This window comes from Mangrovimonas aestuarii (assembly GCF_028767185.1).
In the GTDB taxonomy this organism is placed as follows: domain Bacteria; phylum Bacteroidota; class Bacteroidia; order Flavobacteriales; family Flavobacteriaceae; genus Mangrovimonas_B; species Mangrovimonas_B aestuarii.
This window is the reverse complement of sequence record NZ_JARACK010000003.1, coordinates 1-16,152: the sequence shown is the minus strand read 5'-3', so window position 1 is coordinate 16,152 and position 16,152 is coordinate 1. Positions and strand designations below refer to the sequence as shown.

12 protein-coding genes are annotated in these 16,152 nt (G+C 37.0%); 10 read left to right on the top strand and 2 right to left on the bottom strand.

Going from position 1 to position 16,152, the window contains the following annotated elements; translation table 11 throughout:
* Position 1: 1 nt before the first annotated feature.
* From PWU04_RS04775 to tsaB, 8 genes are all read left to right on the top strand, one after another.
* On the top strand, positions 2–223 hold the full coding sequence (locus tag PWU04_RS04775) for a hypothetical protein (RefSeq protein WP_274474690.1): 222 nt from the start codon (positions 2–4) through the stop codon (positions 221–223).
* 144 nt (positions 224–367) lie between these two features.
* Positions 368–1,069 (top strand): ABC transporter ATP-binding protein, encoded by a 702-nt coding sequence (locus PWU04_RS04770; RefSeq protein WP_274474689.1) that lies wholly within the window; start codon positions 368–370, stop codon positions 1,067–1,069.
* Positions 1,062–2,291 (top strand): ABC transporter permease, encoded by a 1,230-nt coding sequence (locus tag PWU04_RS04765; protein ID WP_274474688.1) that lies wholly within the window; start codon positions 1,062–1,064, stop codon positions 2,289–2,291. Before PWU04_RS04770 ends, PWU04_RS04765 begins: the two co-directional genes overlap by 8 nt.
* A gap of 6 nt (positions 2,292–2,297) precedes the next feature.
* Positions 2,298–3,563, top strand: coding sequence for an ABC transporter permease (locus PWU04_RS04760; protein ID WP_319946477.1), 1,266 nt, complete (start codon positions 2,298–2,300; stop codon positions 3,561–3,563).
* A 27-nt stretch (positions 3,564–3,590) separates the two neighbouring features.
* Entirely contained in the window at positions 3,591–4,709 is a 1,119-nt protein-coding gene (locus PWU04_RS04755) for an efflux RND transporter periplasmic adaptor subunit (RefSeq protein WP_274474687.1), read from the top strand.
* Positions 4,710–4,778: 69 nt separating this feature from the next.
* Complete coding sequence (locus PWU04_RS04750) at positions 4,779–6,209, top strand: TolC family protein (protein WP_274474686.1); 1,431 nt, start codon at positions 4,779–4,781, stop codon at positions 6,207–6,209.
* Between the two features lie 5 nt (positions 6,210–6,214).
* The gene (locus PWU04_RS04745; RefSeq protein WP_274474685.1) at positions 6,215–7,516 is read left to right on the top strand and encodes an efflux RND transporter periplasmic adaptor subunit; all 1,302 of its coding nucleotides are present in this window, start codon (positions 6,215–6,217) and stop codon (positions 7,514–7,516) included.
* Positions 7,517–7,519: 3 nt separating this feature from the next.
* Positions 7,520–8,197, top strand: coding sequence for a tRNA (adenosine(37)-N6)-threonylcarbamoyltransferase complex dimerization subunit type 1 TsaB (gene tsaB / locus PWU04_RS04740; protein ID WP_274474684.1), 678 nt, complete (start codon positions 7,520–7,522; stop codon positions 8,195–8,197).
* Here the strand turns inward: tsaB and PWU04_RS04735 are convergent.
* A complete protein-coding gene (locus PWU04_RS04735; RefSeq protein WP_274474683.1) occupies positions 8,194–9,000 on the bottom strand; it encodes a mechanosensitive ion channel family protein in 807 nt (268 codons plus the stop codon). The genes tsaB and PWU04_RS04735 overlap by 4 nt on opposite strands.
* A gap of 123 nt (positions 9,001–9,123) precedes the next feature.
* Positions 9,124–10,026, bottom strand: a complete 903-nt coding sequence (locus PWU04_RS04730) for a NifU family protein (protein ID WP_274474682.1) — start codon at positions 10,024–10,026, stop codon at positions 9,124–9,126.
* A gap of 252 nt (positions 10,027–10,278) precedes the next feature.
* On the opposite strand from PWU04_RS04730, the gene PWU04_RS04725 reads away from it, so the two are divergent.
* Entirely contained in the window at positions 10,279–13,350 is a 3,072-nt protein-coding gene (locus PWU04_RS04725; protein ID WP_274474681.1) for a choice-of-anchor L domain-containing protein, read from the top strand.
* Between the two features lie 373 nt (positions 13,351–13,723).
* Positions 13,724–16,152 (top strand): choice-of-anchor L domain-containing protein (locus PWU04_RS04720; protein ID WP_274474680.1); only part of this gene is annotated, 2,429 nt, incomplete at its 3' end.

Here is a 16,152-nt window from a genome sequence, read left to right as displayed (position 1 = left end):
TATGAAACAGACTTTATCATTTGTAGTTGTTCTATTGCTGTTGGTTATTGTGCCAGCAGAAGCCCAATGTGCTATGTGTAGAGCTGTTTTAGAAAGTGATCAGGATCAGAGTGCTGCCGAGGGTATAAACAATGGCATTGTATACCTAATGGCCATTCCATACATACTTGTTGCAGGTATTGGTTACATAGTTTATTATAAGTATTTTAGAAGTAAGTCCTAAATTCTTTTTGTTTTTCCTTCTTTGTATGTAACAATTTCTGATTACTACAGTCTTAATAGTGTCAGCAAGAATATTATTCTTAACAGTTTGTTAGTATAGATCCCGTGTGATTTTGCGTAAACTTGTTGGAACTAACTACTGCTCATGATACAGATTAAAGACTTACATAAATCCTATCAGGTAGGTAACAGTGCTCTTCATGTTTTAAAAGGCATCAATTTTTCAGTTGAAGAAGGAGAGTTGGTAGCCATTATGGGCTCTTCAGGGTCAGGTAAATCTACCTTGCTCAATATTTTGGGTATGCTCGACGAAGCCGATTCTGGTGAGTATAATTTAGATGGTGTTCCCATAAAAAACCTTAACGAAACCAAAGCTGCGAAATACAGGAATAAGTTCCTTGGTTTTGTGTTTCAATCTTTCAATTTAATCAATTATAAAAGTGCTGTTGAAAATGTTGCTCTGCCGCTATATTACCAGCGTAAAAAAAGAAAAGAGCGTGAAGAAATAGCATTAAAGTATCTTGATAAAGTAGGGTTAAAGCCTTGGGCAACACATCTTCCAAGTGAATTGTCTGGAGGTCAAAAACAAAGGGTTGCAATAGCTAGAGCATTGGCTGCAGAACCTAAAGTGCTTCTTGCAGATGAGCCAACAGGAGCACTTGATAGTAAAACCTCATATGAGGTAATGGATATTATTCAATCTATAAACGATGAAGGAAAAACGATTCTTGTCGTGACACATGAAGAAGATATTGCTCATATGTGCAAGCGTATTGTGCATTTAAAAGATGGTGTTATTGTTCAAGATGAAAAGATAGAACAAGTAAGAGCGGCGAAGTATGTTTAATAGAGACCGTTGGCGTGAGATTTTCGAGGCAATGGGAAAGAACAAGCTCCGCACTTTTCTTTCGGGATTTACTGTGGCTTTGGGGATACTTATTTTTACAGTGCTCTTGGGTATGGGAAATGGGCTTTTTAATAGTTTTCTTACCTCATTTGTAGACGATGCCCAAAATGTGATTTTTATTCGAGCAGGGCGAACCTCAAAGCCTTACAAAGGTTTTCAACAGAATAGACAGATTCAATTTAAAAATGAAGATTTAGAATTCATCAAGAGTAATTATTTGGGAAAGGTTGAGTATGTAACTCCTCGAATCTACAGAAACATAAATGCACGATATAAACGGGAATCGGGCTCATATTCCGTGAGAGCTGTAAATCCTGATCATCAGTACTTGGAGAAAACCATTATGATGAAAGGCCGTTACTTAAATGAATCAGATATCAATAAACGTGAGAAAAATGTTGTTATTGGTCGTTTGGTTGAAAAGGATTTATTTAAAAACGAGTCTGCGTTAAATAAATATTTGGAAGCAGATGGTATTGCCTACAAAATAGTAGGAGTATTTCAGGATGATGGTGGTGATAATGAAGAGCGTATAGTTTACATGCCCTATACCACTGTTCAATTGCTATTTGGTAATAATGATTATATCGACCAAATTAATGTGTCCTATAATATTATGATGAGTATAGATGAGTCAATTGCATTTGCGGAACTGTTGGAAAAGGATCTGAAAACTAAATATCATGTAGCACCAGACGATCAAAGTGCGGTGAGGGTTCATAGTTTTTCTGAAGATGTTAAGGAAACTATGGTCATTTTAGGAGGGATATATATGGTGATTTTTATTATTGGTATTGGCACACTCATTTCGGGTGTGGTTGGTATTAGTAATATCATGGCATTTACTGTAAAAGAGCGGACAAAAGAGCTCGGAATAAGAAAAGCTTTAGGAGCATCACCTAAGTCTATCGTAGGTATGATTCTTCAAGAATCTATTTTAATTACCGCCATAGCTGGTTATATAGGATTAATTGTAGGTATACTCACTCTTAAAACTATAGGGAATAAATTGGAAGATTATTTTATTCTTAACCCTTCGGTAGATACATCTATTATTTTGGGAGCAACATTAACATTGGTGTTTTTTGGGGCTTTGGCAGGTTATATTCCAGCAAAGCGTGCGGCAAAGATTAAACCGATTATAGCTTTGAGGGACGATTAGAAAAATATGATGCGATTTATATTCCAAAGAGATACTTGGCAAGAGATTTACGGAGCTATCCGAAAGAACAAAATCCGTACTGTGATTACAGTTATTGGCGTATTGTGGGGTGTCTTTTTGTTTATTATACTATTAGGGTTAGCTAAAGGGCTGGATAATGGATTTAAAAGTCAGTTTAACGACTTTGCAACAAACACCATGTTTCTTTGGGGACAACGCACCAGTATTCCTCATAAAGGTTTCGAGCGGGGGCGCAATATGCAATTAACACTAGAAGATGTAGAGTTGCTTAAGGCGAAAGTAAAGGATATCGAATTAATTGCCCCAAGAAATGTCACCGGACAGTGGGGATCGCCACCTGGACAATTTCTAAGAGGATCTAAATCTGGAGCTTTTAGAGTATTTGGGGACTATCCTACAATTGATAAGGTTTCTAAAAAGAAAATATTTGATGGTGGCCGATTTATCAATGAAGAAGATATAAAGTATCAACGTAAAGTATGTGTTATTGGTGAAGATATCTACAAACAATTCTATAATAAAGGTGAAGAGGCTGTAGGAGATTATGTGAGAATCAATGGCATTTATTTCAAAGTGATAGGTGTTTACAAGCCCAGTCAGCAAGGGTTTGAAGGAGACGATTCCATTTATATGCCCTTTACAACTTTTCAAACTGTATTTAATCAAGGCAATAGGATTTCATGGATGGTGATTACCGCCTATGCCAATAGGAATATAGTTGATGTTGAGAAAAACATAAAAGCTGTTTTAAAACAAACCCATAATGTGCATCCCGATGACACACAGGCTTTTGGGAGTTTTAATCTAGGTAAGCAAGTAGCTAAGGTTAATGGGTTTTTAAGTGGGATGAAACTCATTACTTATATCGTTGGAATAGCAACTCTTATTGCAGGGGTTATAGCAATTGGGAATGTATTGCTAATTACAGTGAAGGAGCGTACTAAGGAAATAGGGGTTAGAAGAGCTCTGGGAGCAACTCCTGGTGAAGTTAGAGGGCAGATTATGTTAGAGTCCATTGTGCTAACTTTTATTGCTGGATTACTAGGTTTTATTTTTGGGTCGTTAGTACTTTGGGGGGTTAATAAAGCCATTGAAGGAAATGATGACGCCCCCATTGTAAATGCTTCTGTAGATATAATGGCTGTAGTAGGTGCTTTATTGGCAATTGTACTTTTGGGAACGCTTATAGGCTTGATTCCAGCACAAAGAGCAGTGAGTGTAAAGCCCATAGATGCTTTAAGGGAAGAATAACCATTAATTAAATAGATCAATCAGAAAATGAAAAAGATTTTTAAAATCATAATTTTAATAGTGTTTTTGGCTCTATTGGGGTTTTCAGGTTTTAACCTGATTCAATCTAATAGTAAGTCACCAATTATCTATAAAACCGAACAAGCCTTTAATACAGATATTGAGGAAAAGGCTGTAGCAACAGGGAAAGTAATTCCAGAGGACGAAGTAGAAATTAAGCCTCAAATTTCAGGAATTATTCAGTCTATACATGTAGAAGAAGGTGATAAAATCAAAGCAGGTGATCTTATTGCAAAAGTAAAGGTGGTTCCCAACGAGCAATCATTAAACAGTGCTAATGGTCGGGTTAAAAACTCTCAGATTGTGTTAAACAATGCCGAGATTGAATACAGTAGAAATAAAGCACTTTTTGAGAAGGGAGTTATTTCCAAACAAGACTTCGACAATGTTTCACTACGCTATAATCAAGCTAAGCAAGATTTAGCAAATGCTAAAAACGATTACCAAATTATCAAATTGGGATCGGCAGGAGGATCTTCTATGGCGAATACAAATATCCGTGCAACTGTAAGTGGAACCATCTTGGAAATCCCTGTGAAGGAAGGCGACCAGGTTATAGAAAGTAATAACTTCAACGAAGGAACTAGTATTGCAACAATAGCTGATTTGTCTAAGATGATTTTTGAAGGGAAAGTAGACGAATCAGAAGTAGGGAAACTCGAAATTGGAATGCCTTTAATCGTGAGTTTGGGTGCAATTCAAGATAAGGATTTTGATGCCAAATTAAAGTTTGTTGCTCCAAAAGGTAATGAGGAACAAGGTGCAGTACAGTTTAAAATAGAGGGAGATGTTTATTTAGATGACAAATATTTTATCAGAGCAGGATATAGCGCTAACGCTTCTATTACATTAGAAGAAAAGAAAGACGTTCTTGCTATAAAAGAAGCTTTATTACAATTTGACAGAGAAACTGAAGAGCCATATGTAGAGATTGAAACAGGAGATCAGCAGTTTGAACGTAAAGATGTGAAAATTGGTCTTTCTGATGGCATCAACGTTGAAATTCTGGACGGAATAAACAAAGAAGATAAGATTAAAGTTTGGAACGAAACCGAACCTATTAAAAAAGAAACTGCTTCCAATTAATAAGTAATATTTTACCTTAACTAAGTAGATTTGTAACACTTTTACAAAGTCATCGACATATCTTACATTATGAGAAAACTAACCATCATCATTTGTGCATTAATAGGTTTTTCCTCATTTGGACAAACTAAAAAATGGACCCTTCAGGAATGTGTGGATTATGCCTTGGAAAACAACATATCCATTAAGCAAAGCGAATTGGATGTTAAACAAGCCGAAATCAATAAAAAGGATGCAATAGGAAATTTTTTCCCAACACTCAATGGTTCAGGATCGCATTCATGGAACATTGGTTTAAACCAAAATATTACTACCGGTCTTTTAGAGAATCAAACTACTCAATTTACATCTGTCGGTCTTACTTCTGGAGTAGATATTTTCAAAGGCTTACAAAATCTTAATCGTTTACATAGAGAGAATCTTTCTATATTGGCTAGTCAATATCAGCTGGACAATATGAAAGATGATATTTCCATTATGGTAGCCAATGCTTTTTTACAAATTCTCTTTAATAAAGAGCAGTTAAAGGTGCTGCAAACACAAAATAATATAAGTTTACAAGAGCTTAATAGAACGCAAGAGCTTGTAAATGCAGGAGCTTTGCCAAAAGGTGATATTTTGGAAATACAGGCTACAATAGCCACTCAAGAACTGCAGCTTGTAAATGCTGAAAATGCTGTAATAATATCAAGAGTAAATTTAGCTCAGCTGCTGCTCCTTGAAGATTACCAAACATTTGATATTGTTGATGCTGATTACGATGTGCCTTTAAGCGATGTTTTACAAAAAGGGCCTGAGGCTATTATTGAAAAAGCCAAGGATACCCGTTATGATATTAAAATTGCAGAAACAAATACGGAAATAGCAGAACGCGACCTGCAAATTGCTAGAGGAACTTTATGGCCTACATTGAGAGGTTTTTATAATTATTCAACAAGAGCATCTTATAGTGACAGAATTGTTGGGTATGAAATCGATGCCAATAACCCTTTGTCCCAAATTGGGGTGGTTCAAGGAACCGGTGAGGTCGTGGTAGCTCCAAACTATTCTGGAATCATTGATGGTCCAGCAAATGTGTTTGACCAGTTTAGTTTAAACGACGGGCATAATTTTGGGCTTCAGTTAAGTGTCCCTATATTTAATGGGCTTTCTTTTCGTAATAACATAAAAAGAAATAAAGTAAATTTGGAGCGATTTAAATATCAGCTGGAGCAATCAAAATTGGATTTAGAGTCAACAGTGTACCAGGCTTATAACGACTGTAAAGGAGCTTCTAAAGCTTATGAGGCAGCTCAGAAAACATTGGCAGCCAGAGAGCAAGCGTTTAATTATTCGCAAGAAAGGTATAATGTTGGATTACTGAATTCATTTGATTACAGTCAGTCCCAAAATCAACTGGAGGTAGCACAATCGGAAGTAGTAAGAACCAAATACGATTATATATTTAAACTGAAAGTATTGGAATATTATTTTGGAATTCCAATAACCGATATTTATTAGCCAATATGAGCAGAAAAACACTAACCATTATTATCATTACCATTGTTGCGTTATTAACACTACTAGTAGTAGGGAAAAAAGCAGGTTGGTTTGGAAAACAGGGGAACTTTAAAGTGGTTGACACCAAAGTTATCGAGGCCATCGATATCATTGAAACTGTTTCTGCAACTGGAAAAATCCAACCAGAGGTAGAGGTTAAGTTGTCCAGCGAGGTATCTGGTGAAATTATTGAGTTACCCGTAATGGAGGGGCAACAGGTAAAGAGGGGTGATTTGTTGGTTAGAATCAACCCAGATATTTATCAGTCAAACCTTCAGCGTTCTCAGGCCACTTTGCAAAACTCCAGAGCAGGATTAAATCAAGCAGAGGCATCGCTTAAGGAAGCCAAAGCCAATTATAAAAGAAATCAGCAGTTGTTCGAAAAGGGGATTATTTCAAAGGCAGATTGGGATAAAATCATTTCGGCTTACGAAATAGCAGAGGCCAACCGTCAATCAGCCTATTACAATATACAGAGTGCAAATGCTACTGTTACTGAGGCCAAAGATAATTTAGATAGAACAACTATTTATGCACCGATGAGCGGAACTATCTCCAAATTGGATGTGGAATTAGGGGAGCGTGTTGTAGGAACTCAACAAATGGCTGGGACTGAAATTATGAGAGTTGCAAATTTGAACAATATGGAAGTTGAAGTTGATGTTAACGAAAATGATATTGTTAAGGTTAACATTGGAGATACGGCTATTGTTGAAGTGGACGCTTATCTTAAAAAAGAGTTTAAAGGGCTTGTAACAGAAATCGCAAATTCAGCTGACGAAGCACTTACAGCAGACCAAGTAACCAACTTTAAGGTTAAGGTTCGTATTCTTGAAGAATCATATAAAAACCTTTTGGAAGGTAAGCCAGATGCCTATTCACCATTTAGACCGGGAATGACCGCAACGGTTGATATTATAACAGACAAGCGAAACAAAACAGTTGGGGTACCTATTAGTGCCATTGTTATAAAAACAGATACAACATCAGCTAAAAAAACAGAAATGCCGAAAACGGATAATAATGGAGAAGAAGAGAAGTTTGAATGTGTTTTTATTAAGAAAGGTGATGAGGCAAAATTGCGCGTGGTAAAAACAGGTATTCAAGACGATAGTAATATAGAGGTGGTTTCTGGGCTAAGCGAAGGTGAAGAGGTGATAATAGGGCCATATAACACTGTATCCAAAACATTGAAAACTGGCGATAAGGTAGAGGATAAAAAGAATAAGGATTTTTCTACTGAGGATATTAATGAAACAGAATCGTAAATAGTGGGAATCATTTTAAGTATTGAAACTGCGACAACAAATTGCTCCGTTGCTTTATCGAGGTATGGAGACACTTTTGCTCTATTAGAAGATTATGATAATAATTATTCTCATGCAGAACGCCTCCATGTTTATATAGATAGAATTCTAAAAGAGAATAAGTTGTCAACGGGAGATTTAGATGCGGTTGCTGTTAGTAAAGGACCAGGTTCTTATACAGGTTTACGAATTGGTGTTTCGGCAGCAAAAGGTTTATGTTTTTCCCTAGACAAACCATTAATATCTGTTCCTACACTCGAAGCTTTGTCCCGTCAAGTTAAAACAGAAGATGGTTTTATCGTTCCAATGCTCGATGCTAGGAGGATGGAAGTTTACTGTTCTGTTTTCGATTCTGAATACAACAGTCTCAAGGATACGGAGGCTAGAATTCTTGACGAAAACTCATTTGAAGAGTACCTAAATCAAGGTAAGGTTCATTTTATTGGAAACGGAGTCGAAAAAACAAAAGCATTACTTTCTCATAAAAATGCTGTTTTTCATCAGGGCAAATTGCCTTCAGCCAAAGAGATAGGATCACTTGCCTATAAAAAGCTCAAAATAAACAATATTGAAGACGTTGCTTATTTTGAGCCTTATTACTTAAAAGATTTTATAGCTCTAAAGCCTAAGTCTAAAGGTTAGCCTTGTTTTTGAATTTCAACAGAATGTGGGTAAGGAATTTCAATGCCAGCAGTATCGAGAGCTAATTTAATGTTTTCGGTATGCTGAAAGTAAACATCCCAGTAATCAGTTCCTTTTACCCAAGAGCGTACGGCAAAATTAACCGAGCTGTCCGCTAATTCACTCACAGCTACCATAGGCGCAGGGTTTTTAAGTACCTTAGGGTTTGCAGTAATAGTTTGCATTAAAACTTCTTTGGTCTTTTTTATGTCGTCATCATAGCTCACACCGATAGTAAGATCTACGCGTATATTTTCTTCTGCAGAATAGTTTCTTATATTTCCATTTGATAGAGCGCCGTTAGGTACAATTACCAAACGATTTTGTGGGGTGTTTATTAGAGTCGTGAATATTTGAATCTCCTTTACAGTACCCATTTCACCTTGCGCTTCAATAAAATCACCTACTTTGAAAGGTTTGAAAAGCATGATTAATACACCGCCAGCAAAATTTGCCAACGATCCTTGAAGAGCCAAACCAATTGCCAAACCAGCTGCACCAATTATGGCTGCAAAAGAGGTGGTCTCAACTCCTAAGTTGGAAGCAACAACAACAAACAAAAGAATTTTTAAAGTCCAACTCAAAAGGTTGGTTAGAAATTTCTGAAGTGTAATGTCTACATCTCGCTTCTTCATAATTCGCTTGGCAAGATTCATCAAGATGTTGATGATAAACAAACCAGCAAGAAGAATAACAAAAGCCGAAAGGACTTTTGGAGAATATTCAACAATCCAATTCTTAAGTTGTGATAAATAACTTTCCATAATGTACGTGTTTATTTACCCAAAACTAATAAAAAAACGCTTCCTATCAAGAAGCGTTTTATTTCATTCTGTGCGAGTGGCTTTTCTTTTAGTTAAAAGACACTTTATTATGGACAAATTGTATTATCCGTTTATAGCCTCCACAGTGTTTACCTTGTCCTTAAGCATTTCCTTAAGCATGTTTTCTATACCGTTCTTTAAGGTAAATGTAGACGATGGACAACCACTACAGGCGCCTTGCAAAATAACCTTTACGGATTTATTTTCAGCGTCGTACGACTCAAATTGTATGTTTCCTCCATCACTGGCTACAGCTGGTTTTACATATTCCTCTAATATGTTTATGATTTGTTTTGAAGTTTCGTCGAGGTTTTCAAAACTAGCATCAAGTTGTTCGGGGGTTTTGTTTAATATTTCCTTAGCCTCTGGCAAAACAACATCTTTCCCGTTTTCAATGAACGAACGAATAAATTCACGAATTTCCAAAGTGATATCATTCCACTCGGCAACATCAAATTTGGTGATTGATACGTAATTCTCATCTAAAAACACACTTTTAACAAATGGCAAATGAAATAACTCTGTAGCTAAAGGTGATAGTTTAGCCTCGTCTATTGAAGTGAATTCAAATGATGCCGTAACCAATTTTTTGTTGGCTACAAATTTCATTACGCTCGGGTTAGGTGTGCTTTCTGCATAAACCGTTACTGGTACTTTTTTAGGCTGCGCCGTTTCCTGAACCACAATACCTCCATTATTTAAATACTCTTGAATTTGAGTTGCTACCTCATCTTGAACATCACTCCATTCAACAATATTATAACGCTCTACAGCAATAAAGTTCCCCGAGATGTAAACCTTTTTTACAAATGGTAAATAAAATAACTGTTGTGCTAATGGTGAAGGTTTCGCTTCATCAATATTATTGAATTCAAAACTTTGGTGCTTGGTAATAAATTGATTGCACTCAAATTTTATTATAGTGGGTGTGTTGGTCTCTTTTATTTGTATTGTGTAATTGCTCATAGCTTAATTTTTGGCAAAATTAGTAAATTGAAGTCGAAATAATTAGAATTTCGTTGATGTTTAGAGATATAGATTGTCTTTATGCTTTCTGTATTACGAAACAAAGAATAGAATCACTGCGTTAATTTCAGTTAAACATTATTTATTTTAACGAAAGTTTAGTGTTATGTTGAAAATTTATATATTCGCAAGTTAAGTGATGTTAAGTAAAATTTAACATTATAGATAAAGCCTAAAATTAATCTCAACCAAATGAAAAAGATTCTACTTTTTTTAATGATGCCTTTTTTATCCTTTGGAGTATTTGCTCAGGATATTATTATGCAAGATGGAACCTTCAACCAATGTACAGGTTCCTTTTTCGATCCGGGAGGACCTAACTCCAATTATACTCCTGGAGGAACAATAATAACAACTATTTGCCCAGACTCCGGTACAGGTACACTAACAATAGATTTTTCTGTGTTTAGTTTACAGCCAGGTTTTGGTACTCTTACTATCTATGATGGAGCAGATACTTCAGCTCCTGTAATCGGGTCATACCAAGGCACCAATAGCCCTGGTGAAATTACTCCAAGTGATACTAATGTTTCGAGCTGCCTGACTTTTGAGTTTTCTAGTTTTGGGTCATTAGGAGCTCCAGGTTGGGAGGCCAGTATTAACTGTTTGGTAGAGTGTCAAGACATCGTTGCTAGTATCGATTCTACAGACCCTCCAGCAGATGGGAGTGGTGTCATAGAAGTTGAAATCGGACAAAACATAGATTTTTTTGGTAGTGCAACGTTCTCAGAATCGGGAGCCGGAGCCTCTTATAACTGGATTTTTGGAGATGGTGGAGCTATGTCTGGTACAGAAGTAAATCACGCTTATTCTTTTGCGGGAACATATACGGTTACTTTTACTGTTAGTGATCCAAATCCAACAGGTTGTTTCAATCAAGACACTATTACTGTAAATGTGCTTCAGGGGTATGTTTCTGTTGACGCCGATCAATATACAGATGAGGAATTGATTTCCGATATCCTTTTGGGAGGCGCTTGTGCAGGTATGGATAATTTAGTAACTCAAACTGGAACTAATTTTGGTGATGTTGATGGAATAGGGTACTTTGAAAGAAGTGGTGCCAATTTCCCATTTGAGTATGGAATAATTTTACAGTCTGGAGACTGTGAGCAAGCTGAGGGACCTGAATCAGGTATCATTAGTACTGGAAATTGGCAAGGAGATGCTGATTTAGAGGCTTTGATGCCTTGGGTTGATCCAGGTACAACAAACGATGCAACATATATGGAGTTCGATTTTGTGCCATTAACCGATTTCATCAGTTTTAATTATATTTTCGCTGCAGAGGAGTACGGTACATATCAATGTGGTTTCTCTGATGCATTTGCGTTTTTGTTGACAGATATGACAACTGGAGTAACTACTAACTTAGCTGTTATCCCTGGAACTACAGAGCCTGTGTCTGTGTTTACAGTTCGTGATCAAGCATATAATTCTAGTTGTGAGTCTGTTAATCCAGAATATTTTGCTGCCTACTTTGGTACAGGAGGTTTTCCAACAGATAATGCTCCAATTGACTTTAAGGGGCACACCGTGCCATTAACGGCTTCATCTGCAGTAACTCCAAATAATCTATATAAGATAAAATTGGTTGTGGCTGATGATAATGATCATGCTTATGATTCTGCTGTATTTATTGAGGGAGGAAGTTTCGATTTAGGTGGAGACCTCGGTCCAGATATTACTATTGCAAATCAAAATACTACTTGTGAAGGGAATTCTATAACCTTAAATACCAATATTTTTATTGGTGATGGAAACCATGTTTGGTATAAAGATGGTGTGGAAATTGCCGGAGAAGCAAGTTCTTCGTTAGTAGTTTCAGAATCGGGAACCTATTCTTTCAGTTTAGATTTAAATGGATCGTGTGATGCTACAGACTCTATTATTGTGGAGTTTTATCCAAACCCGGAAGTTCAGGATATTTCAAACTTGTTTATTTGTGATTCAGAACCGCAGCCTTACCTTTTTGATTTAACAGTAAACGATGCTATAATTACCGGAACACAAGATAATGCTGCAGATTTTGTGGTAACTTACCATATCTCTCAGGAAGATGCAGATGATGACGAAGGTCTTATTACAAACCCAGAAGCTTACCCGGGTGCTAATGGTGAAATTATTTACGCCAGAATAGATTTTCCATTTTCAGACTGTTATGAAGTGGCTACTTTCGAATTGACTGTTGGTGATGGGTTGCCTTTAGGTGCTCCGCAAACCTTACAAGGTTGTGATGATGATAATGGTAGTGCTTCATTTAATTTAACATTCAATGAAGAAGATATTTTAGCAGGTTATACTGGAATGACAGTAACTTATTATACATCTCAGGCAGATGCAGATGCGGGATCGAATCCTATTGCTAATCCAGATGATTATACTTCAACTGGTGAAACTGTTTATGTAAGGGTTGAGGATACAAGTGGAACAACCTCAGACTGTTTTGGTACAACAAGTTTTGATTTAGAGGTTATCCCTGGTCTGGAGCTAGGTCAGGCTAATGATTTGTCTGATTGTGCATCAAGCGATGGTACAACTATTGTTGATTTAACTCAAAACGAAGCCGATATTATTCAAGGTATTAGTGACGTAACGGTATCGTATTTTACTTCTCAGGAAGATGCTGAAAATAATGCCAATGCAATTTCAGACCCAACATCTTATGAAACAGCAGGTGAAACTGTCTATGTTCTAGTGGAAGGTAATACAACTTCATGTACCGCTATAACTACATTTGAGACCTTTGCAGATGAGGTGCCAGAAGTTAGTTTCGATAGAGACTACCAGATTTGTGCAACAGCAATTTCACCGGTAACGGTAACGGCAGATGCTGATAATTTCTCTGAAGATGAAGTTATTATTACGTGGTTTAAAGGAACTGTTGAAATTCCTGGTGAAAATGAGTTGTCACTTCCAGTTTCACAAGCGGGGACTTATACTGTTCAAGTAGAATTCATTGATTCTGGTTGTGTCAGCTCTGCAGACGTTTTGGTGGAGCAAGTTGAAAACTGTATAATTCCTCAAGTTATTACGCCAAACAATGACGGGTTCAATGATAATTTCGACCTAAGCGGTTTGAACGTTACAGAAATTAATATATACAACCGATATGGTACTCTAGTGTATTCTAAATCAGACTATACAAACGAGTGGTTTGGCCAGTCTGATGGAGGAGATGAGTTGCCAGTTGGGACCTATTTCTTCACTATGAACTATGGCAATAATGAAGTATATACATCTTGGGTGTATGTAAATAGGTAATTTCCTATAAACTAAGTAAGTAATTATAGGTGTGAAAATATTTTATTAACTAATTGTCATAAGGTGCTTTATAAATTTTTAAAGCACCTTATTTTTTTATTTTATCAATGATTTTGGGTTTTTTGAGAGGATATTAAAAACAATAAATACAATATCAAGTATGTTATTAACGTTAAATATTTGTAAGACGTCGCTTCCTTGAAGGATTAATTAAAAATTATTTAACAATTTCCTTAAAATTTACTAAATTTCGCCTCCTTTAAAATTGGGTTGAAACTATTTAAGCATTGTTGACATTTCCAAAAGGTTTATTTTTTTGAGAATGAGGTGTTTTCATTGTTAATTTTTTTTGGCCCCAAAAAAGTAACATCCAATGAAGAGAATTTTACTTGTATCTACTTTATTTCTAATGTGCCTGAATGTCTTTTCTCAAGACCTCTCAATGGCAGATGGAACGTTTAACGCCTGCTCCGGTACCCTGTTCGATAGTGGTGGGGAATTTGGTAACTACGGAAACAATGAAACTACTGTAATGACCATTTGTCCTGATGCTTCAGGAGACTTTGTTCAATTGGTTTTTCAGACTTTCAGCACGCAGATTAACGCAGACTCGTTAACAATTTACGATGGTGATAGTACAGCTGCTCCACAATTAGGAACTTGGTCTGGGGGTGGATCGGCAAACAGTCCTGGCACTGTAACAGCCTCACCATCCAACACAAGCGGGTGTTTAACTTTAGAGTTTATCAGTGATGCGGCAGCTTCTGGCCAAGGTTGGAGTGCCGACATACTTTGTGGTATGGCTTGTCAAGACATTACTGCTTCTATTGATAGTACAAACCCTCCTGCTAATGCAGATGGTGTAGTAGTTGTTAGTCCAGGAGATAGCATTACTTTTTCTGGTAGTGGTACCTTTTCAGACGACGATTCTTCTGCTACTTATACCTGGTCATTTGGAAATGGAAATTCACTAACGGGGCAAACCGTAACTTACGTTTATCCGTCAACACCAGGTGTTTATACTGTTACGTTCACAGCTTCAGATAACAATCCAACAGGGTGTAGTGGTACAGATACCATACAAGTAGAAGTGCTAGCGCCTTATGTACAGGTTGACGCAGACATGTTTACAGATATTGAACTTGTACAAGATGTACTTATTGATAGTGGCTGTGCCGATACCGATAATATTGTGGGGGTTACAGGTACCAATTTTGGAACTTCTTTTGACGGTATTGGATATTTCTGGAAAAGTGGCTCTAATTTTCCTTTCGATTACGGGGTGATTTTATCATCTGGTAAATGTGAGGACGCTGCTGGTCCTGAAACAGGAAATGCTAGTAGCGGAAGTGGTGCTTGGCCTGGGGATGCAGATTTAGAAGGCTTAATGCCATGGGTAGATCCTGGAACTACCAATAATGCTTCTTATATAGAATTTAGCTTCATTCCACTGGCAAATCAAATTAGTTTTGATTTTATTTTTGGATCAGAAGAATATGGAACCTACCAATGTGGATATTCAGATGCTTTTGCATTCTTGTTAACAGAAGAGGCTACTGGAGTTCAAACCAATTTAGCCGTTGTTCCAGGAACCACTACACCTATATCTGTGTTCTCAGTAAGAGATAATCAATGGAATGGGGGGTGTGCTTCTGCTAACGAACAATATTTCGGCGAGTATTATGGCTTTGGAGGGTTGCCGGCTGCTAATGCCCCAACTAATATTAAGGGAACTACAGTGCCTATGACCGCAATAGGTAACGTAACGCCATATACGCTTTATACGATTAAACTGGTAGTTGCCGACGATAATGACTCGATTTTAGATTCAGTTGTTTTTCTAAACGGAGGTAGTTTTAATTTAGGTGGTGAATTAGGAGACGATCTTACCATTGCTGCTAATAACACTTATTGTGAAGATGAGGGTGTTACTTTAAGCACAAATGTTCCTGCTGGAGATGGTGACCATATTTGGTACCATGACGGAATTGTGATGACAGGAGAAGTAAACCACACAATTACGGTATACGAGTCTGGTACTTATGCTGTAGAGATTATTCTTTCTGATGATTGTTTTACTTCAGATTCTGTTTATGTGGAATTTTATCCAAGCCCGGAAATTGTTGAAGTAGAGGATATGGCAATGTGTGATCCTGGTGCTCCACCTTATATGTTTGATTTAACCTATAACGAATCTCTTATACTGGGAACTCAGGATAACGCTGATGAATTTGAGATTACTTTTCATAATTCTCAAGCCGACGCTGATGCCGATGTAAACCCAATTCCAACACCAGAGACTTACTCAGGTACAGATGATGAGGTGATTTATGTTAGAATTGACTATCCTGGAGCAGATTGTTATGCTACTGCTACATTTACTTTAGATATTCTATTCTCACCAATTTTGAATCCTGTAGCGGATTTGGAAACTTGTGACGATGTTAGTAATGACGGTACAGAGGCTTTTGATTTAGATGCCCAAACGTTGGCAATTCTTGGTCCAATTGAAGTTGCCAACTATACAGTTACTTACCACGATTCTTTCGCAGATGCAGATGCAGGAGTTGATGCATTGGTAAGTCCATATAATAATATTCCTGGAGGACCACAACCTATCTATATCAGATTGGTGCATACAGTTAACGGTTGTCCAACCGTTCCAGATACTCCAGTATTTAACTTAATTGTTCACCCACGTGCTGAAGCAACACAACCTGATAATATGGTAGTTTGTGACGACGTGAGCAACGATGGTTTTGAGACCTTCGACCTAACATCACAGAATGCAGCCATTCTTGG